Genomic DNA, 19,271 nt, shown 5'->3' on the forward strand with positions numbered 1-19,271 from the left:
AAACCATGCTTAATTAACCCGCATTAACCCATTCGCGATTCACTTAATGCCCGAGAAGCCGAAGCTGCTCAGGAACTGCTTCTGGAACACCACAAAAGCCACCATCAGCGGCAAGCACACCAGCAGCGTGCCCGCGCAGATCAATCCCCACTGCCCGCCGGACTCTGCGCCCATGGCGAACGAGACCAGCCCGATGGTCAGCACCTGTTTGTCGGGGTCATTGAGCACCATCAGCGGCCAGAGGTATTCGTTCCAGTGGTAGGTAATGCTGACCGTAGCGAAAGCCAGAATTGACGGCCAGGTCATCGGAATCAGGACGTGAAACACCACCTGCCACCAGCGGCAGCCTTCCATCAACGCGGCCTCTTCGATCTCTTTGGCGATATTGAGAAACGCCTGACGCATCAAAAACACGCCAAACGCCGAGGCGAAATACGGCATCATCACGCCAGTCAGAGTGTTAAGCAGGCCGAGCTGTTTGAGCGTCATCATGTTCGGCACCATCATGACGACAGGCATGATCATCATCTGAATCAGCAGCAGGTAGAACAGCAGCGTTTTGCCGCGAAATTCGTGATAGGCAAAGATGTAGCCCGCCGTGGTGATCGTCACCAGCTGTACCAGAAACGTGCCGACCGCAAAGATCAGCGTGTTGGTGTAAAGCCGTAACCAGTCGGCGCTGTCCCACGCATCGCGGAAGTTATCGAGCGTCAGCGGGAGACGCGGCAGCAGCGAGGCCATATCCACGCCAAAGCTGCTGGTGCTGACGGAAGCAGACAGCATCCAGATAAACGGGCTGACCCACAGTAACGCGGCGCACATCAGCAACAGCGGCAGCGTGAAGCGCGTCGTGATGCGAAGCGGATGGCGATTGGCAACGCTGCGGTTTGCAACATGCCGAGCGTCAACACTTAGGTTCTCAACATTCGGGTGATCAACGCTCATAATGCGCCCCTTTCTCCAGCACTTTCAGATTCATAATGGAAAAGGCGAACAGCATCGCCAGCGTCAGGAAGGTAGCCGCAGAGGCTTTACCCAGATCGTGCGTATCATTCGCCAGATCCTGAATGTAATAGAGCAGCACGGTCGTTGCGTTATTCGGCCCGCCGCGCGTCATCACGGCAACATGGTCGATCTGGGTAATGGCGTAGATAAAGGCGATGGTGACCACAAAAGCGATGGTTGGTCGCAGCAGCGGCAGCGTGACGTAGAAAAACACCTGACGCCGTGAAGCCCCTTCCATCAGTGCCGCCTCGCGTGCAGAGGCTGAAATGGCTTGCAGACCAGCGAGAAAAAACAGCATGTAGTAGCCGGCGAATTTCCAGATACCAATGACGCTCACCGCCACCAGCGCGCTGTCACTCATGCCGAGATAGTTGTTGTTCATCGGGCCAAACACTTTCGCCAGATAGTAATCCAGCAGCCCCAGCCCCGGCATAAAGATGAATAGCCACAGCGTCGCGGCGCTCACCAGCGGAATAATCATCGGAAAGAAGAAAGCGGTACGCAGCCAGCGGTTAACCCGCGTGTTTTCCCACAGCAGCACTGCCAGCAACAGCGCCAGCAGCACACCGGGCACCACCGTCATCAGGATATACAGCACGTTGTTCAGCAGGGCCTGCCAGAACACGGCGTCCTGCACCAGACGCACAAAATTATCCATCCCGACGAACAGCGGCGTATCGGCATTCAGCCGGGTGTCATACAGGCTGTCGATGACCGAGCGCAACAGAGGGAAATAGGTGAAGGCAAGCAAAAAAACCAGCGTCGGCAACAGCACAAGATAGGGAAAGCATTTTGCACGCATAACTCAAAGGCCGTTCAGTGTGAAACACAGAGGCCTTACCCTAGAACGCTAGCGTGTCAGTGGGGCGTCAGTTTAATGACAGTTTGTTTTCGAAAGTAAATAATTCGCTGGCTAAGTTGAGGTGTTAAATTCAGTACAACGATGAGCTGGCACCATACAAGCCGCAGAGCAGCCAATACTATAATTTGAAAACCATATCTATACAGCGCATCTCACTCCCAGTAAGAGTGGATTGATATAAGCTTTCCTGCTGAAACAAAAAACCATGCTTTTGATAGAAAGAGTGAGCATTAGGGGTTGAGGATAATGTTAATTGCTCATAACCACGTGTGCGTGCTTCATGCTTTATAGCGTCAAGAATCATTCCACCCAATCCTCTCCCAACATACTCAGGCAAGGTAAAAATAGCCTCAACACTGCGACAAGAAATATCAAGAAAGCCCGTAGCAACCAGTCTGTTATCTAAACCCACAACAACAAAGAAAGGGTTAGTAGCAATAGCTCGCTTGTATCCCTCCGGCATAGATTCTGGTGTCCATGCAGCAATAATTGTCGCTTCATAGCTGCTCTTGCATCCATGGCGGATAGCCTGATTCCTGATCTCCCAACATTCTTCTGCTTCATCAGGTTCTGCAAGTCTGACTTTCATCTTTTCTCCATTTTGGGCTATCTCTATCCACTGCTTATGCCTAACTGATTAGATGATACAAGGCGGTATCTGAAACTATCGTTGATGCGATAACTCAGTGTCCGCCTATCACTGGCAGTAACAATCTTAACGATCGCAGTTAATTACGCATAATCGCTCATCGGCACACACGAGCAGAACAGGTTACGGTCGCCGTAAACGTCGTCCAGACGCTTCACGCTCGGCCAGTATTTGTGTTCGCTGCCTGCCGGGAAGACCGCCAGCTCACGGCTGTACGGGTGCGTCCAGTCAGCCACCAGCTCCGCCTGCGTATGCGGTGCGTTAACCAGCGGATTGTCATCCAGCGGCCATTCGCCCTGCGCGACACGGTTGATTTCGGCGCGGATCGCCAACATCGCGTCAATAAAGCGATCGATCTCTACCTGACTTTCCGATTCCGTTGGTTCCACCATCAGCGTGCCCGCGACCGGGAATGACATGGTCGGTGCATGGAAACCGTAGTCGATCAGACGCTTGGCGATATCCATTTCACTGATGCCCGTGCTTTCCTTGAGCGGACGAATATCCAGAATACACTCGTGCGCCACGCGACCGTCACGGCCGGTGTAGAGTACCGGATACGCCTGCTGCAAGCGCGTCGCGATATAGTTGGCGTTCAGGATCGCCATCTGACTAGCCTGTTTCAGCCCTTCCGCGCCCATCATGCGGATATACATCCAGCTAATCGGCAGGATAGAAGCACTGCCGAACGGTGCCGCAGAGACCGCGCCTTGTTCCGTCAGCACACCCTCGATTTTTACCACCTGATGACCCGGTACAAACGGTGCCAGATGCGCTTTCACACCAATCGGCCCCATGCCCGGCCCACCGCCACCGTGCGGAATACAGAAGGTTTTATGCAGGTTCAGGTGCGAGACATCAGCGCCAATGTAGCCCGGCGTCGTGATGCCGACCTGCGCATTCATGTTCGCGCCGTCCAGATACACCTGACCGCCATATTGATGCACGATCTGGCACACTTCGCGGATCGTCTCTTCATAGACGCCGTGAGTGGATGGATAGGTCACCATGATGCAGGAAAGCTGTTCGCCCGCCGCCTGCGCTTTCTCACGCAGATCGTGCAGATCGATATTGCCTTGCTTGTCACAGGCGACCACCACCACGTCCATCCCCGCCATCTGCGCCGATGCCGGGTTCGTACCGTGGGCGGAACTCGGGATCAGACAGAGATGACGGCCGGCTTCATTGCGGCTTTCATGATAGCGACGGATCGCCAGCAGCCCCGCGTATTCGCCCTGCGCACCCGAATTGGGCTGCATACAAATCGCGTCATAGCCGGTCAGCTGTACCAGCCAGCTTGATAGCTGTTCAATCATTTGACGATAGCCCAGCGCCTGTTCCGGCGGGCAGAACGGATGCAGTTCAGCAAACTCCGGCCAGGTAATCGGCAACATTTCCGCCGCCGCGTTGAGCTTCATGGTGCAGGAACCAAGGGGGATCATCGCCTGATTCAGCGCCAGATCCTTACGCGCCAGACGATGCAGGTAACGCATCATCTCGGTTTCGCTGTGATAACGGTTGAACACCGGATGCGACAGGATCGCGTCATGGCGAACCAGCCCGGCGGGGATCGTTGCCGCTTTCTGGCCGATGGCCGCATCAAGTGCGTCGATATCCAACCCGTGATCGTCACCTAACAGCACCGCAAACAGCGCCAAAACGTCTTCACGCGTGGTCGCTTCATCCAGCGTGATGCCCACGGCGCTTGCCAAATCGCTGCGTAGGTTAATGCCAAAACTTAATGCCCGGCTCAGCACCGCGTCCTTGTCCGCAACCTCAATCGTCAGCGTGTCGAACCAGCTGCGATGACGCAGCAGCAGCCCGCCCTGCGTTAATCCCGCCGCCAGAATATCGGTCAGACGGTGGATGCGCCCAGCAATACGTTTGAGCCCTTCCGGCCCGTGGAATACCGCATACATCCCCGCAATGTTGGCCAGCAACACCTGCGAGGTACAAATATTGGAATTCGCCTTCTCGCGGCGAATGTGCTGCTCACGCGTCTGCATCGCCATGCGCAGCGCGGTGTTGCCTGCCGCATCGCGCGACACGCCGATAATACGTCCCGGCATAGCACGTTTATGTTCATCACGGCAGGCGAAGAACGCCGCGTGTGGCCCACCGTAGCCCATCGGCACGCCAAAGCGCTGTGCTGAACCAAAGACGATATCCGCGCCCTGCTTGCCCGGCGCAGCCAGCAATACCAGCGCCATGATGTCCGACGCCACGCAGCTGACGACCTTACGCGCTTTTAGTGCCGCCATCAGGTCGCTGTAATCGTGCAGTTCGCCCGTTGTCCCAGCCTGTTGCAGCAGAACGCCAAACACTGCATCGTCTTTCAACGCGTCTTGCGCCTTACCGACGACAATCTCAAAACCGAAGGTTTCCGCACGGGTACGCACCACGTCCAGCGTTTGCGGATGCACGTCGTCAGCAACGAAGAAACGTTCGGCCTGTTTGAGCTTGCTGATGCGCTTCGCCATTGCCATCGCTTCCGCCGCTGCGGTTGCTTCATCCAGCAGCGAGGCAGAGGCCAAATCCAGACCAGTTAAATCCTGTGTGACCTGCTGGAAATTCAGCAGCGCTTCAAGACGCCCCTGAGAGACTTCCGGCTGATACGGCGTATAGGCGGTGTACCAGCCTGGGTTTTCCAGCAGGTTGCGTAAAATCACCGGCGGCATCAGCACCGCGCTGTAGCCCATGCCGATGTAGCTTTTATAACGTTGATTGCGTCCTGCAATGGCCTTCAGCTCAGCTAGCGCCTCATGTTCCGTCACCGCTTCTCCCACCGCTGGCGGACTAGGCAATTGAATGTCCACCGGGACAATCTGGCGGATCAGCGCATCCAGCGACGTCGCGCCGACCACCGACAGCATATGCTGCTGTTGGCTGACGGAAGGACCGATATGGCGCTCGATAAACGCGCCGTCATGTTCGAGTTGACTGAGTGTCTGGGTCATTACAGTAATTTCCTGGATCAATCGTGCCTGCATCAATCGTGATCGCTGCCGCGTTGAAAGACGACGCGGGCGAATAAAACAAAACGCCCCCGGTTCAGCAAAACCGGGGGCGCGATAACTACTCGTCTTCTTCTAACGACGCCTGATAGCCTTCGGCATCAAGCAATTCGTCCAAATCAGACTCATCAGAAATTCTGATGCGGAACAGCCAACCATCGGTATAAGGCGCGCTGTTGACCAGCTCAGGGGCGGTTTCCAGATCTTCGTTAACTTCCACGATCTCACCGCTGATGGGCGCATAAATATCCGACGCCGCTTTTACCGACTCTGCCACCGCGCAGTCATCACCTGCGGCGACGACCGTGCCCACTTCCGGTAAATCGATAAAGACCATGTCACCCAGAAGCTCCTGCGCGTGTTCGGTAATGCCCACGCTGTAGATACCGTCGCCCTCGTGCAGCAACCATTCGTGCGACCTGGTGTATTTTAATTCTACTGGTACGTTGCTCATTGCATCCCCTTTCCTAAAGTCGTTAATCCCGTGCGCTTATCTTTACAGGCAAGCCGCTATCAATACTGAACGATGGCTTTTCCGGCGCGGACAAAGCCGGGTTTGGTGACGTGGACAGGCAGTTCGCGGTTACGAATCTGCACAATCGCCTGCTCACCAATCCCCACCGGAACACGCGCCAGCGCGATGCTCACGCCAAGCGTCGGCGAGAACGATCCGCTGGTGATGACCCCTTCTCGCACCACGCCATCACTATCAGTAAAGCGCACAGGTAAATCATTGCGCAATACGCCTTTTTCCGTCAGCACTAAACCAACCAGTTGATCGGTCCCTTTTTCACGCTGATGCGTTAATGCCTCACGCCCGATAAACTCGCGATCCTCCGGCTGCCAGGCGATTGTCCAGCCCATATTGGCGGCCAGCGGCGAAATGCCTTCATCCATATCCTGACCGTACAGGTTCATCCCCGCTTCCAGCCGCAGCGTATCGCGTGCGCCCAGTCCGCATGGCTTCACGCCAACTGCCAGCAGTTGTTGCCAGAAATCGACCACCTGCTCATTCGGCAGCGCGATTTCATAACCGGCTTCGCCCGTATAACCTGTTGTGGCAACAAAGAAATCGCCCGCCTGCTTGCCAAAAAACGGCTTCATGCTGGCAACAGCAGTCACGTCTGCATCACTCAGGTCTTTTGCCTTCAGGATTTCTTGTACTTTTTCCTGCGCCTGCGGACCTTGCACCGCGACCAGCGCCAGATCGTCGCGCTCACGGATTTCAACCCCGAACGGTGCAGCGTGCTGCCCGATCCAGGCGAGATCTTTCTCGCGAGTCGCGGAGTTCACGACCAGCCGGAAATGGTCTTCCGTGAGAAAATAAACGATCAGATCGTCGATGACGCCGCCGGAGGCATTCAGCATGCCGGTATACAGCGCTTTGCCCGGCTGTGTGAGTTTGGCGACATCATTCGCCAGCAGATAGCGCAGGAATTCACGCGTTCTCACGCCGTGCAAATCGACGATGGTCATGTGGGAAACATCAAAAATGCCGGCTTCCCGACGCACAATGTGGTGCTCATCCAGTTGGGAACCGTAATGCAGCGGCATCATCCAGCCGTGAAAATCCACCATTTTGGCGCCATCGGCCAGATGTTGTTGGTACAACGGGGTCTGCTTTGCCATTCTTCATCCCTCTTCAGCGCATGGCGTTCAGGCGATAAAACACACTGCGCAAACGATATCTTATGACTGAACTTACCACCGACGCGCAGGTTAAACCACTCTCTCAGACATAAGATAAATTATATAGAAGACAAAGAAAGTCGAGCCGCCCACAAAAAACAAAGCAGCGTAATATTCTTAATAATTAACAAAAATAAGCATGTAAATTATTTAAATCAGCGAAAACCACAAATTAATGACATTAAAACTGGCTAATGCAGGCATTGCCACCCAACTGAAAACACCGTTCGGATTAGATAATGTAATGATAAAAACAAACCTAAATTAGATTTTTTCAATCAAAAACCAACAACGACTCCCAACCTGACTCCCTACCTTCCACCATCATCATCATCCGATTCTGTGAACCGTTTCTCAGGCGTCTTTACCTCAGTGCCAGCAAACAAGATGACATGGCACCTGACGGAAGGCGCTGAGACCCCAATTATCCCACACTAATAGCAAGGAATTGCGCGACATGCATTTTTCGCTTTATCAAAATCAAACGTGATTAGGAGATAGATGATGGCTAACAGAATGATCCTTAACGAAACGTCCTACTTTGGCACGGGCGCGATTGCCCACATTGTCGATGAAGTGAAACGACGGGGGTTCAAAAAAGCGCTGCTGGTGACGGACAAGGATTTGGTTAAATTTGGCGTCGCGACCAACGTCACGGCGAAACTGGATGCGGCAGGCTTACCCTACGAGATCTACGATGAGGTGATTCCCAATCCAACCATTGCCGTGGTGGAAAGGGGCGTCGAGCGCTTCAAGGCATCACAGGCCGATTATCTGATCGCGGTTGGCGGCGGTTCACCGCAGGATACCTGTAAGGCTATCGGGATTATTATCAATAACCCTGAATTCGCCGATGTCCGCAGTCTGGAAGGCGTTGCCGCCACCCGACGCGCTGCCGTCCCGATTATCGCGATCCCGACCACCTCCGGCACGGCCGCAGAAGTCACCATCAACTACGTCATCACCGATGAAGAAAAACGCCGCAAATTCGTGTGCGTCGATCCGCACGACATCCCGATTGTCGCCATCGTCGATCCCGACATGATGATGAGCATGCCTGCCTCGCTGAAAGCCGCTACGGGGATTGACGCCCTGACACACGCCATTGAAGGCTTCACCACCAAAGCCGCCTGGGAACTGACCGATACGCTGCATCTGAAGGCCATTGAGATTATCAGCCGTTCACTGCGCGATTCCGTCGCCGGGAAACCAAAAGGCGTGGAAGAGATGGCGCTGGGACAATACATCGCTGGCATGGGGTTCTCGAACGTCGGACTTGGGCTGGTACACGGCATGGCGCATCCGCTCGGCGCGTTTTACAACACGCCGCACGGCGTTGCTAACGCGATCCTGCTGCCGCATATCATGGCCTACAACGCGGATTATACGGGTGAAAAATTCCGAGACATCGCCGTGGCAATGGGGGTAAAAGGCGCGGCTGAGATGACGATAGCCCACGTGCGGGAAGCTGCGATTAACGCCGTGCGGCAGCTTTCCCACGATGTGGATATTCCACCGAGACTGCGTGATGTCGGAGTAAGAGAAGAGGATATCCCGGCACTGGCACAGGCCGCCTTTGACGATGTCTGCACCGGCGGCAATCCACGCGATACAAATATCGATGAGATTAAAGCGCTGTATCGGTCGATTTATTGAAGTACGCTTAGCACCACCCGCAACGCACCGCGGGTGGTATTCGCTATCGTGGGATCTTCTCTTCAATACGCTGAATCAGGTAGGGATAAAACGGGTTCGAAGACAGGCGCAGCAGCGTATCCAGATCGACCACCAGCGCGGAACGCTCTCCTCTGGGGGTAATTCTTCCCAGCGGTAATCCAAACTCGGTGGGATTCTGTGAGAAACGGCCATACAGCGAATCCGAATCTGGGAACGGCAGCGAGACGTGCGATAACGAATACACATCCGATGGATAGTCCATCCCCAGCTCGCGAGTCTGTTCCTGCATCGTCCCCGCTGCAACATCAAACGCCACGGCATGAGAACTGTTCGGCGCAGCGTTAGAAATCACCGTTGTATCATAATGGCGTGGTGTCGCGGGCAACAGCTGGCTGACAGCACCATTCGTCGATTCACGCAGAAGCGGGCCAAAATTGACGGTACGATTGACATCAAAGAGAACCAACTGACTCCCGTTCGCTGGCAGCAAGTTATAGAACGCCGTAATGACCGCACGCGTGCTAACGGTGAAATCCATCACCGATTGGAACGTCAGTACTGGCGGTAAATCAACCAACGTATTCGCTTGCGCTTTCCGGCTTAACTGACTCTGAAGCTCATGGGTTAACAACCAAGATTGCCGCGCACCATTTACCGGAAATGAGTTGTACTTGAAGGGATTAAATTCCGGCAAGATGCCTAACCAGGCAGACTTGGCAAAGGCCGGAAAGATAGCCGGTAGCCCTGCCAGCCCCGCAAAGCGGGCATAGCTGGTGATGCCGATCATAGGGGAAATAAGGATAAGCCGATCGGGACGCGCCAGCGCAGGATTATCCAACGTATCCAGCGTGTACTTCAGCGCCAGCGCCCCGCCGTTGGAAAAACCGACGATATGTAGCGGCAGCCTTTGGCCCTGTTGTACCGTCAGGTGCGATGTCGCCTCACGTACCGCCAGACGCGTGGCTGCCAACCAATCTTCCCATTGCACATCGGTCAGCGCCCCCGGCACCGTCCCGTGCGCAGGCAGACGAATTCCAACAACGAAAAAACCACGCTGACGGTAGCGTTCCGCGATATGTCGCAAACTGTAGGGGGAATCGGTCAGGCCGTGCAACATCACCACCGCGCCTTTCAGTTCCCCTTCTGGCGATAGTTCATAGGATCGGTTCCAGTCATGCTGGAATTTCCCAGGATAAACCGGGCTACCCGAAAAATAGCGGTTAACCGGACGCTGTTCATCCTCATCCAGTTCCTGCGTGACATGTTGATTGACCTGCTGAAAGATGAGCGCTTCCTGCTTTAAATACGCAGACCAGTCGCTTTTATCCAGCACATCAACCGACAATTCATCCGGCACATAGGTGTGCCAAGGCGCAAGCGGCGGCCCACTTTGCGTATCATAAACACGAATAGCCAACAGCGTCATCGCGATAATGCCGATGACGATAAGGCCGCGTCTGATGAGTCGCCGTACAGATTTCAGCATGGTGTTTCCCTTCCCGTTACCGTGTGACCATGCCGATGATTCTAAATAAAACCATACGGCTACACACTGTATTATTCAGAGAAACGCTACACAAAACCGCCCGATATCGCACGGGCGGGTAACCCATTTAACGGTTAGATCAGCACGCTAATATTCAGATTCTCCATCAGCCAGTGGTTGTCGGAATAATCAACCGGGATCGCAATGACGGCGGGGCCGTCAACGTCCATCGCCTGACGGAGTTTGCTAACCAGTTCATCCGCAGATTCAACCGCAAACCCTTTTGCGCCGAATGCTTCCGCATACGCTTTAAAATCAATCGGCCCAAACGACACGCCCGCCGGGCGGTGATATTTGTGCAGTTGCTGGATTTCTACCATGTTGTAGCCGTTGTCCACCCAGATGATATGCAGGAGATTGCTTTTCAGTCTCACCGCCGTTTCCAGCTCCATACTGGACTGCATAAACCCGCCGTCGCCGGAGACGGACACCACTTTTTTGCCGGGTTGCACCAGCGATGCGGCGATCGCCCACGGTAGCGCCACGCCCATCGTCTGCTGGCCGTTGGTCATCAGAATCTGTCGCGCCCGGAAGCTATACAGGTAACGCGCCAGCCAGATGTGAAAACTCCCCATATCCACACACAGCGTGACATCCTCGTTCACGATATCCTGCATCGCCCGCACCAGACGCAGAGGGTGGATCGCAAACCCCGCCATGTCGATCGCGCGCGTACTGAGATCGTGACGCTGGCGTTGACGATCCTGCAATACGAACTGTGTATCAGCAGACAAGATAAACGGCTCGCTGATGCAGGCATTCAGCGTGTCCACCGTCATCGCGATATTCCCCAGCAGCTCAATATCGGGACGATACGCGCTGTCGATCTCCGCCCGCAGCACATCGATGTGGATCAGCGTCGCCTTACCGCTATTCCACAAAACCGGATCGTACTCAATCGGGCTGTAACCCACGGTCACGATCACGTCCGCCTGTTGCAGTAGCTTATCGCCAGCCTGATTGTTGAATAATCCGACACGTCCGGCAAAGTGATCGAACTGCTGCTGATCGATCACGCCAGCAGCCTGATACGTGCTGGTCACAGGCAGTTTGCTATGGTGAAGGAAACGACGCAGCGCCTGTGCATTTTCCTGCTGGCTAGCCATTAATCCGAGCAGCAGCACCGGATTTTTAGCCTGCCGTAGCCGCTTGGCGGCCTCGGCAACATCACTATGTGGCGCGCCATTTAGCAGCGGCAAATTCGGACACGCCAGCACTGGACTAATAACCGGTTCATTGACGATATCCTGCGGCAGGCTGACAAACGCCGCCCCCGGACGCCCGCTCTCCGCTGCCCGGAACGCATTCGCCAGCACTTCCGATATGGCAGAAGACGCTGTGATTTCCGCACTGAATTTACTGACCGGCTGAAACAGGCTAACGGTGTCCAGACTCTGGTGCGTCAGCTTGAGTTTATCCGCCCGCTTAACCGCCCCGCCCAGCGCCACAACGGCATCTCCCTCTGCGGTCGCCGTTGCCAGCCCGGTCACTAAATTCGAACAGCCGGGACCGGACGTCACCAGCGTCACCCCCGCCTTCCCCGTGAGACGCCCTATCGCCGCTGCCATAAACGCGCCGTTCGCCTCATGCCGTACAGGGATCGTTTGGATCGTCGAGTCTTCCAGCTCATCAAACACGCGATCGATTTTTGCGCCGGGAATACCAAAAATATGCTTCACGCCCTGCGCTTCCAGGTGTTTTACAATCAGCTCGGCTCCGCTACTCCAGCTTTGCTGTTCGGTGGACTTTTCCATGACATGACTCCGATGAAATGACTAGCTCTCTACTGACTTGATGACGCTGTTGAGGTTTTCTGAGGACAGGTCGGCATTGAGAAATTCCCGATCCTGAGGCAGATCGATGATCAGTTTGGCAATCACGCCAAACGTCAACGTGCCGTGGCCGACGTCATAATTCAGAATATGGCCGCCGCCCTGGCGATCGTCAGTAATGAAATGTTCGTGGTAACCCGCGACATTAATTCCCTGAGTGTAAGCTGGACTACGAAAACCAATAACGCTGCCGCTACGGTGTTCAAAATGAAATGTCGGTTGCCCTTCAACCGCTTCCTGCATCGGTTTATAAGGTCGGCACTGCCGGGGGACGGTACGGGTTTCAACGCAGCGAAAATTCCCGTCAATGCGCAAGGCGCAGAACAGGTTATCCGTTCCCACTATCTCATCGATCTGGCGATGCACGTCTTCACGCGAGGTCCAGCGATCAAAACGGATCGTTTCTGTCGGACGAAAGAACGTCATGACCGCAAACGGCGTTTTCTGCTCCGGCTTCGCTGCCCGCGCACTGCCGTCGGATAACAGCTGGAAAATCTGGCTATTCAAGGCAACCAGTTCCCCATCCAAACTATTAAATGTTCCTAATCCAAAGTCACCATGCTCCAGTAATTCAGCCATCGTTCGGCTACCTTCGTATACGCCATTTATTAGTCCACTCATTAATGAGGTTTGATAAATAACGCTGTCTGCATGCTGTCGCCGAAAGTCATAGGCGTAGCTAGCAAAGGCTTCTTCACAGGATTGATCAACGATATTCGTTTTCATACCTTCCTTCTCACCGCACCACTTACTTAAACATTATTAATATTTAGATAAAGATTGACGCGGAAGAGGACAAAATTCCAATATGCAATGAAGGTCATTTCAAGATCGGAAACATATGGAGTTACGTAAATGGAGCTACGTTATCTGCGCTATTTTGTCGCCGTTGCACAAGCTAAGCATTTCACGCGTGCGGCGGAAAATCTGGGGATGTCACAACCGCCCCTCAGCCAGCAGATCAAGAAATTCGAGCAGGAGATCGGTACACCGCTGTTCAAGCGACTGACGCGCGGCGTAGAAATGACGGAAGCGGGACAAGCGCTGTATGAGGATGCTCGTCAGATTTTGCAGTTGACCGATTCGGCCATCGCGCGGACAAGAAGCATTGCGCGGGGTGAGAAAGGGAGCCTGAACGTGGGGTTTTCGCCGTCGGCCATGTTCCATCCAACCGTGCTTGCGCTGCTGCATCGTTACTGTCAGCAGCATCCACACGTTCAGCCGCTACCAAAGGAGGAAAATCCGGCTGCGCTCATCACTGCGCTGCAAGAACGTAATATCGACATCGCATTTCTGCGCTTACCCTGCGATCTCAGTGATGAGATTAACGGGGAAATTTTGGCCGAAGAACCGATGAAACTGGTGTTACCCGCAGGACACGTGCTTAGCCATAAAACGCAAGTTTCACTCAGCGAACTGCGTCAGGAGCCGCTGATTATTTTCCCGCGCGAGGTGTGTCCGGGGTTGCACGATATGATTATCCGCACCTGCTATCTGTCAGGCTATGGCCCCAGACCTAGCCCCTTTGCTCCGCAGTTAACAGCCACCATCGGGATGGTCGCCGCAGGCTTCGGCATCACGCTTGTGCCGGAATCTCTCGCCTGTATTAAGGCGGATAATGTGACCTATCATGATATCGGTATGCCCGAAGTCCATACACAAATTGCGGCTATCTGGCGCAAACATGAGCGATCGCCCGCTATCGTGAATATGATCCACCTGATACGCCAGCATTTAAGTACCCAACATCCCGATTAACGCACCTAGGTAGAAAATTCCAACAATCTGCTCGTCAAAAAGCTAGTAATTGATATAAATTCTTATATGATATTAGTTATCATTATCATTTTTTGACGGGTGGAAAAATGCTGACAGCAATGATCACAGCCTGCGGGCTATGGAGTGTGAGCTGGTGTATGGGGAAGCATCTGTCCAGTGCCTGGGGCGTGCTGCTGCCTTGTGCCATCATGCCGCTATTGGCGCTGCTTAACCTGAATCTGACGCACCTGAAAGTGATTATCGCCATCGCCCTGCTGGCGACGCTTGTTATGCTGTTCCATCAACGTTTACGCCACTATTTACTGCTGCCATCCTGCATTGCACTGGCTGGCGGTTTGGCGGCGCTGTCCGTCACGTTTAATCTCACGACGCTGTAAGTGCTCGTGGATAAAGAAAAAAGAAAGGGTACACAAAGCTAGATGGGTAAATGAACGCAGAAAAGCGCTATAGCCAGAAACGGGATAAAAGAGAATAAACAGAGATGAAAATCAGGAAGATACAGAATAAATCTGTGGTGCGAAGAGAGGGACTTGAACCCTCACGTCCGTAAGGACACTAACACCTGAAGCTAGCGCGTCTACCAATTCCGCCACCTTCGCACTGAGAACGTTGTTTGTCTTATGCAGCAAACCTATCTTACACGCTAAATCTATCACGACATGGTGCGAAGAGAGGGACTTGAACCCTCACGTCCGTAAGAACACTAACACCTGAAGCTAGCGCGTCTACCAATTCCGCCACCTTCGCAATTCTGTCATGCAATCTATCATGTAACACTGATTACTGCTTCGGTTCGACAAACCAGAACCGCTGTAGTGATGTTGGTGCGAAGAGAGGGACTTGAACCCTCACGTCCGTAAGAACACTAACACCTGAAGCTAGCGCGTCTACCAATTCCGCCACCTTCGCAACACTGCTTTACGCAATATCACTACGGGGGCGAATTCTAGAGGTTTTCGCGTTCACGTCAATGATTATTTCCTCTGGAATGCGGGGTTTGCTGCAAAAATCATCATCTCGCTGCGGCGTTGCGCGTAAAGAGCTCATCGAGCCATTCGATAAACACCCGAATCCGTGGCGCGAGAAAGCGACCAGGCGCATACATCACGTAAAGTGGCATCGCGGGCGGCGGCATTTCCGGCAGGATCTCCACCAGTTCTCCGCTTTCCAGAAACGGGCGTAGGCCGCGACGCGGTGCCTGAATAATCCCCAGTCCGGCACGCGCGCTGGCGATGTAGGCATCAGTGCCATTAACCTGCAACGCACCGGGCAACATACGCGTAATGCACTCATCACCCGACATGAATTCCAACGGATAACGGTGTTCGGTACGCAAAGAGAAATAGCCGACCATCTGATGCCCCGACAACTCATCGAGCGAACGCGGCACGCCGTATCGCGCCAGATAGTCGGCCGACGCACAGGTAATCTGCGGCATTGACGGCAAATGGCGGGTCGCCAACGTTTCGTCGTCCGTCTGCCAGGCACGCAGCACACAGTCAACGCCTTCACGCAGCACATTAATCGCCGCATCGTTGGCGCTCAGCATCAGCGTCACCTGCGGATAGCGCGCGTAGAACTCGCCCAGCGCCGGAACGACAATCTCCCGCGCCAGCGAGTGCGGCATATCCACCCGCACTTTGCCAACAGGCTGCTGCTTTTGCTGCGTGAACAGCGTGTCGATCTCTTCAATTTCCGCCAGCAATTGCAGACAGCGTTCATAATAAACGCGCCCTTCATCGGTGATCTGCACCTGACGGGTCGTGCGTTGCAGCAAACGTACCCCCAGCCGTGCTTCAAGCTGTTTGATGGTGTTGCTCACCGTCGCGCGTGGCAGCGTCAGTCGCTCCGCCGCGCGGCTGAAGCTGCCCAGTTCGACAATACGTACAAAAACCCGCATCGCCTGAATGTGATCCATCGCCGCCACCATTGTTAGTTATTTTTGAATAGTGTTGCATAAAAAGCGGTATTTATCTTTGTTAGATAAACAACCAGACTGCTTGCACTGCCAACGAGATGAGGATGATGACAATGCAACAACGCAAATTAGGCGCGAACGGCCCACAGGTGTCGGCGATTGGGCTAGGCTGCATGGGAATGAGTGATTTCTACTCCACGGCGCAGGATGAAAAAGAATCCATTGCCACGTTGCATCGCGCACTGGAACTGGGTGTCACGCTGCTGGATACCGCCGATATGTATGGCCCCCACACCAACGAACTGCTGCTCGGCAAAGCGATAAAAGGCAAGCGTGAGCAGGTCTTTCTGGCGACCAAATTCGGCATCATCCGCGATCCGGCAAACCCCAACGCACGCGGCGTCTGCGGTAAACCGGACTACATCCGCCGCGCGGTGGAAGGCAGCCTGACGCGACTCGGCACAGACGTTATCGATCTTTACTATCAGCACCGCATTGATCCAACCGTTCCCATTGAAGAGACGGTCGGCACGCTGGCCGAGCTGGTTCAGGAAGGCAAGATTCGTTACATCGGCCTGAGTGAAGCCTCCGCCACCACGCTGGAACGTGCGCATCGCGTGCACCCTATTACGGCGTTACAGAGCGAATACTCACTATGGACCCGCGATATGGAAGCCGAAATTCTGCCCACCTGTGAGCGTCTGGGTATCGGATTTGTGCCTTACAGCCCGCTGGGACGTGGCTTTCTGACCGGTGCGATTCGCAGCCCGGACGATCTGGCTGCCGACGATTTCCGTCGTACCAATCCACGCTTTTCGGGGGAAAACTTCGGCAAAAATCTGCAGTTGGTAGAGAAAATTAACCAACTGGCGCAGGAAAAGCAGGTTACGCCCTCACAGCTGGCACTGGCGTGGGTATTGGCACAGGGTGAACATATCGTGCCGATTCCGGGTACTAAACGCCGCCGCTATCTGGAAGAAAACGTCGCGGCGCTGGATGTCACTCTGACGAAAGAGGAACTGGCCGCCATTGATGCCATCTTCCCGCCCGATGCCGCAGCAGGTGAACGCTACGGCAAGGAGAGCATGGCAGCCTTGAATCAGTAAGATTACCGACGGCGACCTTTGCTGCCTGTGCGCGGCGGACGACCCACAGTGGCCTGATACACTTTAAAGCGTCCGGTCTGCGCCAGCACTTCATGGCTACCAAAGGCGGCATCTAACAGCGCCGGATAAGGCAGAAAGGCGTTAGCGACGATGCGTAACTGTCCGCCAATCGGTAAATGGGTCACCGCACCACGAATCAGCATTTCCGCGGCTTGCAGGCTGGTCTGCAAGCCGTCATGGAACGGCGGATTAGACACGATCATATCGAAACGACCGTTAATGTCGGAATAGACGTTACTCGCAATCACCTCGCCTTCCAACGCATTCGCCGCCAGCGTTGCCTTGCTGGATTCGATAGCGGCTGCGCTGACATCACTCAACGTCAGGCGGATTTTCGGCGACTGTTTCGCCAGTACCGATGCCAGCACGCCCGCACCGCAGGCGATATCCAGCACTTTGCCTTTCATATGCGGCTCAAACGTAGACAGCAGCAGTCGGCTACCCGGATCCAGGTCATCACGACTGAAGACGCCCGGAAGCGTTTTGACGGTCACGCCGTCCGTCACATACTCGTCCCACCAGTCATCCAGCGTGAAGCTGGCCTGCTTGTCGATCCGACCGTGGTAAAGCCCACAGCGGCGCGCGCTGTCGATTTTTGCCAACTCAACAAAGTCAGAGAGCACGGGTTCCGCGCTGCGCACGCCGCTGCGGTTTTCTCCGACAACGAAGATTTCCGCACCGACCGGCATCAGGGACAGCAGGTTACGCAGTTGGAATTCCGCTTCCTGTTTGCTCTTCGGCCAGTAATAAATCAGCGTGTCGCTATCCGCCACCAGCGCCGCATCCGCCACCAGACCATATTGAGCATTATCCCCAAGTGGCTTTGCCATCTGTTGCCAGTGGTGATATTGGTTGCAATGGACACGCACCGACGCCGCCTCAAATTGCGCGGGCAGGGTATCCTGCAAATCACCGGCAAACAGAACTCGGCGTGAAAGAAATTCGTCACTATGGCGCAGTATGACTTCACTGGCGGGGGTTAATGCGGACATCGGGCTACGGCTCCTTAATCATTGAGCGGGGGATTATATACGCTTCGTCCCCGAAGTTGCAGAGCGGAGAGGAAATAACCGCACCGACGTTGGCGCAGTCTGACGGGGTTTGTTAGCATAGGCACGAATCATTTTCTCGCACGCCAGACAGGATAACGCATGGAATCAAGACGTGACAGGCTGCTACAGCAACTGGGGATTACGCAGTGGACATTGCGTCGCCCGACGGTGCTGCAAGGCGAAATCGCCGTCAGTCTGCCCGAGCAGGTGCGTCTGGTGATCGTCTCCGCCGAGCCGCTGGCCGATGATGAACCGCTGCTAACTGACGTGCTGCACAGTCTGGCGCTCACGCCTGCGCAAGCCTATCGCCTGACGCCACAGCAGATCGACATGCTGCCCGCCGATGCACGCTGCCATAGCTGGCGGTTGGGCATCGCGGAACCTATTGCGCTACAGGGAGTTCAGCTTTCCAGCCCTCTGCTTTCCGAACTTTATCAAAATGCCAACGCCAAACGGGCGCTATGGCAACAGATCTGTGAACATGAACACGATATCTTCCCTGACGCCAGTTGACCTGGCACAAGCCTTCAAAATTGAACAAGTCAGCCACGCCTTTCCCTGGTCGGAAAAGACGTTTATCAGCAATCAGGGTGAGCGCTATTTCAACCTGAAACTGGAACATGACGGGCAGCTTGCCGCTTACGCCATCACGCAGGTCGTGCTGGATGAAGCGACATTGTTCAACATCGCGGTGCATCCCGATCATCAGCGTCAGGGGTTGGGTCGCCAACTCTTAGAACACCTGATCGACGAAATGGAGCGACGCGGCATTCTGACGCTGTGGCTGGAAGTCCGCGAGTCAAACGCGCGAGCCATCGCGCTGTATGAAAATCTGGGATTTAACGAAGTCTCCGTGCGCCGCGATTACTACCCCACGGCACAAGGTCGGGAAGACGCCATTCTCATGGCGCTGCCACTCGGCTAACCTCTTTATCTACTACGGCACTCGCTACTCGGGGGTGCCATAATGTGCGCCCCGTCCCGCTCTGCCTTTTTTCCTGACAGAAAAATCCCCGCAACGTGATCGCTACAAATAAAACCTCGTTTCTTTTTTATCACAATAAGGTTCCATTTCATGTTTC

Annotated in this window: 17 protein-coding genes and 3 tRNA genes; 6 read left to right on the plus strand and 14 right to left on the minus strand. The window is 54.5% G+C overall.

Features of this window, described 5'->3' with window-relative positions; genetic code table 11:
* Positions 1-39: 39 nt before the first annotated feature.
* From MYB54_RS18260 to gcvT, 6 genes are all read right to left on the minus strand, one after another.
* Entirely contained in the window at positions 40-945 is a 906-nt protein-coding gene (locus MYB54_RS18260; RefSeq protein WP_039555572.1) for a carbohydrate ABC transporter permease, read from the minus strand.
* Positions 935-1,807 (minus strand): carbohydrate ABC transporter permease, encoded by an 873-nt coding sequence (locus MYB54_RS18265; RefSeq protein ID WP_039312887.1) that lies wholly within the window; start codon positions 1,805-1,807, stop codon positions 935-937. Before MYB54_RS18265 ends, MYB54_RS18260 begins: the two co-directional genes overlap by 11 nt.
* Before the next feature lie 178 nt (positions 1,808-1,985).
* Positions 1,986-2,456, minus strand: a complete 471-nt coding sequence (locus MYB54_RS18270) for a GNAT family N-acetyltransferase (protein ID WP_248721174.1) — start codon at positions 2,454-2,456, stop codon at positions 1,986-1,988.
* A 143-nt stretch (positions 2,457-2,599) separates the two neighbouring features.
* Positions 2,600-5,473, minus strand: a complete 2,874-nt coding sequence (gene gcvP, locus MYB54_RS18275) for an aminomethyl-transferring glycine dehydrogenase (RefSeq protein WP_248721175.1) — start codon at positions 5,471-5,473, stop codon at positions 2,600-2,602.
* Between the two features lie 118 nt (positions 5,474-5,591).
* A complete protein-coding gene (gcvH, locus tag MYB54_RS18280; protein WP_248721176.1) occupies positions 5,592-5,984 on the minus strand; it encodes a glycine cleavage system protein GcvH in 393 nt (130 codons plus the stop codon).
* Between the two features lie 59 nt (positions 5,985-6,043).
* Positions 6,044-7,159, minus strand: coding sequence for a glycine cleavage system aminomethyltransferase GcvT (gene gcvT, locus MYB54_RS18285; protein WP_205564183.1), 1,116 nt, complete (start codon positions 7,157-7,159; stop codon positions 6,044-6,046).
* 564 nt (positions 7,160-7,723) lie between these two features.
* Here gcvT and fucO point away from each other — a divergent pair.
* Positions 7,724-8,875 carry a lactaldehyde reductase gene (gene fucO / locus MYB54_RS18290; RefSeq protein ID WP_104209759.1) on the plus strand — a complete coding sequence of 384 codons (1,152 nt, stop codon included), beginning with the start codon at positions 7,724-7,726 and terminating at the stop codon, positions 8,873-8,875.
* Between the two features lie 43 nt (positions 8,876-8,918).
* Here fucO and MYB54_RS18295 read toward each other — a convergent pair whose 3' ends face one another.
* From MYB54_RS18295 to budA, 3 genes are all read right to left on the minus strand, one after another.
* A complete protein-coding gene (locus MYB54_RS18295) occupies positions 8,919-10,382 on the minus strand; it encodes an alpha/beta hydrolase (protein WP_248721177.1) in 1,464 nt (487 codons plus the stop codon).
* Between the two features lie 134 nt (positions 10,383-10,516).
* Positions 10,517-12,196, minus strand: coding sequence for an acetolactate synthase AlsS (alsS, locus tag MYB54_RS18300; protein ID WP_248721178.1), 1,680 nt, complete (start codon positions 12,194-12,196; stop codon positions 10,517-10,519).
* 21 nt (positions 12,197-12,217) lie between these two features.
* The gene (gene budA / locus MYB54_RS18305) at positions 12,218-13,000 is read right to left on the minus strand and encodes an acetolactate decarboxylase (protein WP_205547549.1); all 783 of its coding nucleotides are present in this window, start codon (positions 12,998-13,000) and stop codon (positions 12,218-12,220) included.
* Between the two features lie 129 nt (positions 13,001-13,129).
* Between budA and MYB54_RS18310 the strand changes: the two genes are divergently transcribed.
* Positions 13,130-14,032, plus strand: coding sequence for a LysR family transcriptional regulator (locus MYB54_RS18310; RefSeq protein ID WP_039502160.1), 903 nt, complete (start codon positions 13,130-13,132; stop codon positions 14,030-14,032).
* A 107-nt stretch (positions 14,033-14,139) separates the two neighbouring features.
* Complete coding sequence (locus tag MYB54_RS18315) at positions 14,140-14,430, plus strand: DUF1435 domain-containing protein (RefSeq protein WP_039496905.1); 291 nt, start codon at positions 14,140-14,142, stop codon at positions 14,428-14,430.
* Positions 14,431-14,565: 135 nt separating this feature from the next.
* Here the strand turns inward: MYB54_RS18315 and MYB54_RS18320 are convergent.
* The 4 genes from MYB54_RS18320 to MYB54_RS18335 form a co-directional block, all read right to left on the minus strand.
* Positions 14,566-14,652: transfer RNA gene (locus tag MYB54_RS18320), tRNA-Leu, on the minus strand.
* Positions 14,653-14,713: 61 nt separating this feature from the next.
* Positions 14,714-14,800: transfer RNA gene (locus MYB54_RS18325), tRNA-Leu, on the minus strand.
* Positions 14,801-14,875: 75 nt separating this feature from the next.
* A tRNA-Leu gene (locus MYB54_RS18330) sits at positions 14,876-14,962 on the minus strand.
* A gap of 103 nt (positions 14,963-15,065) precedes the next feature.
* Positions 15,066-15,971 (minus strand): LysR family transcriptional regulator, encoded by a 906-nt coding sequence (locus MYB54_RS18335; RefSeq protein WP_039282188.1) that lies wholly within the window; start codon positions 15,969-15,971, stop codon positions 15,066-15,068.
* Between the two features lie 113 nt (positions 15,972-16,084).
* Between MYB54_RS18335 and MYB54_RS18340 the strand changes: the two genes are divergently transcribed.
* The gene (locus tag MYB54_RS18340) at positions 16,085-17,077 is read left to right on the plus strand and encodes an aldo/keto reductase (RefSeq protein ID WP_039462289.1); all 993 of its coding nucleotides are present in this window, start codon (positions 16,085-16,087) and stop codon (positions 17,075-17,077) included.
* A gap of 2 nt (positions 17,078-17,079) precedes the next feature.
* Here MYB54_RS18340 and rsmC read toward each other — a convergent pair whose 3' ends face one another.
* A complete protein-coding gene (gene rsmC, locus MYB54_RS18345; RefSeq protein WP_094433626.1) occupies positions 17,080-18,129 on the minus strand; it encodes a 16S rRNA (guanine(1207)-N(2))-methyltransferase RsmC in 1,050 nt (349 codons plus the stop codon).
* Between the two features lie 159 nt (positions 18,130-18,288).
* Here rsmC and MYB54_RS18350 point away from each other — a divergent pair, with 159 nt between their 5' ends.
* Positions 18,289-18,702, plus strand: a complete 414-nt coding sequence (locus tag MYB54_RS18350) for a DNA polymerase III subunit psi (RefSeq protein WP_205593100.1) — start codon at positions 18,289-18,291, stop codon at positions 18,700-18,702.
* The gene (gene rimI / locus MYB54_RS18355; RefSeq protein WP_205593099.1) at positions 18,671-19,114 is read left to right on the plus strand and encodes a ribosomal protein S18-alanine N-acetyltransferase; all 444 of its coding nucleotides are present in this window, start codon (positions 18,671-18,673) and stop codon (positions 19,112-19,114) included. The genes MYB54_RS18350 and rimI overlap by 32 nt, the downstream gene beginning before the upstream one ends.
* Positions 19,115-19,271 lie beyond the last annotated feature (157 nt).

It is taken from the genome of Pectobacterium nicotianae (assembly GCF_023272715.1).
Taxonomy (GTDB): Bacteria; Pseudomonadota; Gammaproteobacteria; order Enterobacterales; family Enterobacteriaceae; genus Pectobacterium; species Pectobacterium brasiliense.

Bases quoted from the DNA above. Each gene is read 5' to 3' on its own strand.
- MYB54_RS18260 (WP_039555572.1), bottom strand. From the start codon at position 945: ATGAGCGTTGATCACCCGAATGTTGAGAACCTAAGTGTTGACGCTCGG.
- MYB54_RS18265 (WP_039312887.1), bottom strand. From the start codon at position 1,807: ATGCGTGCAAAATGCTTTCCCTATCTTGTGCTGTTGCCGACGCTGGTT.
- MYB54_RS18270 (WP_248721174.1), bottom strand. From the start codon at position 2,456: ATGAAAGTCAGACTTGCAGAACCTGATGAAGCAGAAGAATGTTGGGAG.
- gcvP (WP_248721175.1), bottom strand. From the start codon at position 5,473: ATGACCCAGACACTCAGTCAACTCGAACATGACGGCGCGTTTATCGAG.
- gcvH (WP_248721176.1), bottom strand. From the start codon at position 5,984: ATGAGCAACGTACCAGTAGAATTAAAATACACCAGGTCGCACGAATGG.
- gcvT (WP_205564183.1), bottom strand. From the start codon at position 7,159: ATGGCAAAGCAGACCCCGTTGTACCAACAACATCTGGCCGATGGCGCC.
- fucO (WP_104209759.1), top strand. From the start codon at position 7,724: ATGGCTAACAGAATGATCCTTAACGAAACGTCCTACTTTGGCACGGGC.
- MYB54_RS18295 (WP_248721177.1), bottom strand. From the start codon at position 10,382: ATGCTGAAATCTGTACGGCGACTCATCAGACGCGGCCTTATCGTCATC.
- alsS (WP_248721178.1), bottom strand. From the start codon at position 12,196: ATGGAAAAGTCCACCGAACAGCAAAGCTGGAGTAGCGGAGCCGAGCTG.
- budA (WP_205547549.1), bottom strand. From the start codon at position 13,000: ATGAAAACGAATATCGTTGATCAATCCTGTGAAGAAGCCTTTGCTAGC.
- MYB54_RS18310 (WP_039502160.1), top strand. From the start codon at position 13,130: ATGGAGCTACGTTATCTGCGCTATTTTGTCGCCGTTGCACAAGCTAAG.
- MYB54_RS18315 (WP_039496905.1), top strand. From the start codon at position 14,140: ATGCTGACAGCAATGATCACAGCCTGCGGGCTATGGAGTGTGAGCTGG.
- MYB54_RS18335 (WP_039282188.1), bottom strand. From the start codon at position 15,971: ATGGATCACATTCAGGCGATGCGGGTTTTTGTACGTATTGTCGAACTG.
- MYB54_RS18340 (WP_039462289.1), top strand. From the start codon at position 16,085: ATGCAACAACGCAAATTAGGCGCGAACGGCCCACAGGTGTCGGCGATT.
- rsmC (WP_094433626.1), bottom strand. From the start codon at position 18,129: ATGTCCGCATTAACCCCCGCCAGTGAAGTCATACTGCGCCATAGTGAC.
- MYB54_RS18350 (WP_205593100.1), top strand. From the start codon at position 18,289: ATGGAATCAAGACGTGACAGGCTGCTACAGCAACTGGGGATTACGCAG.
- rimI (WP_205593099.1), top strand. From the start codon at position 18,671: ATGAACACGATATCTTCCCTGACGCCAGTTGACCTGGCACAAGCCTTC.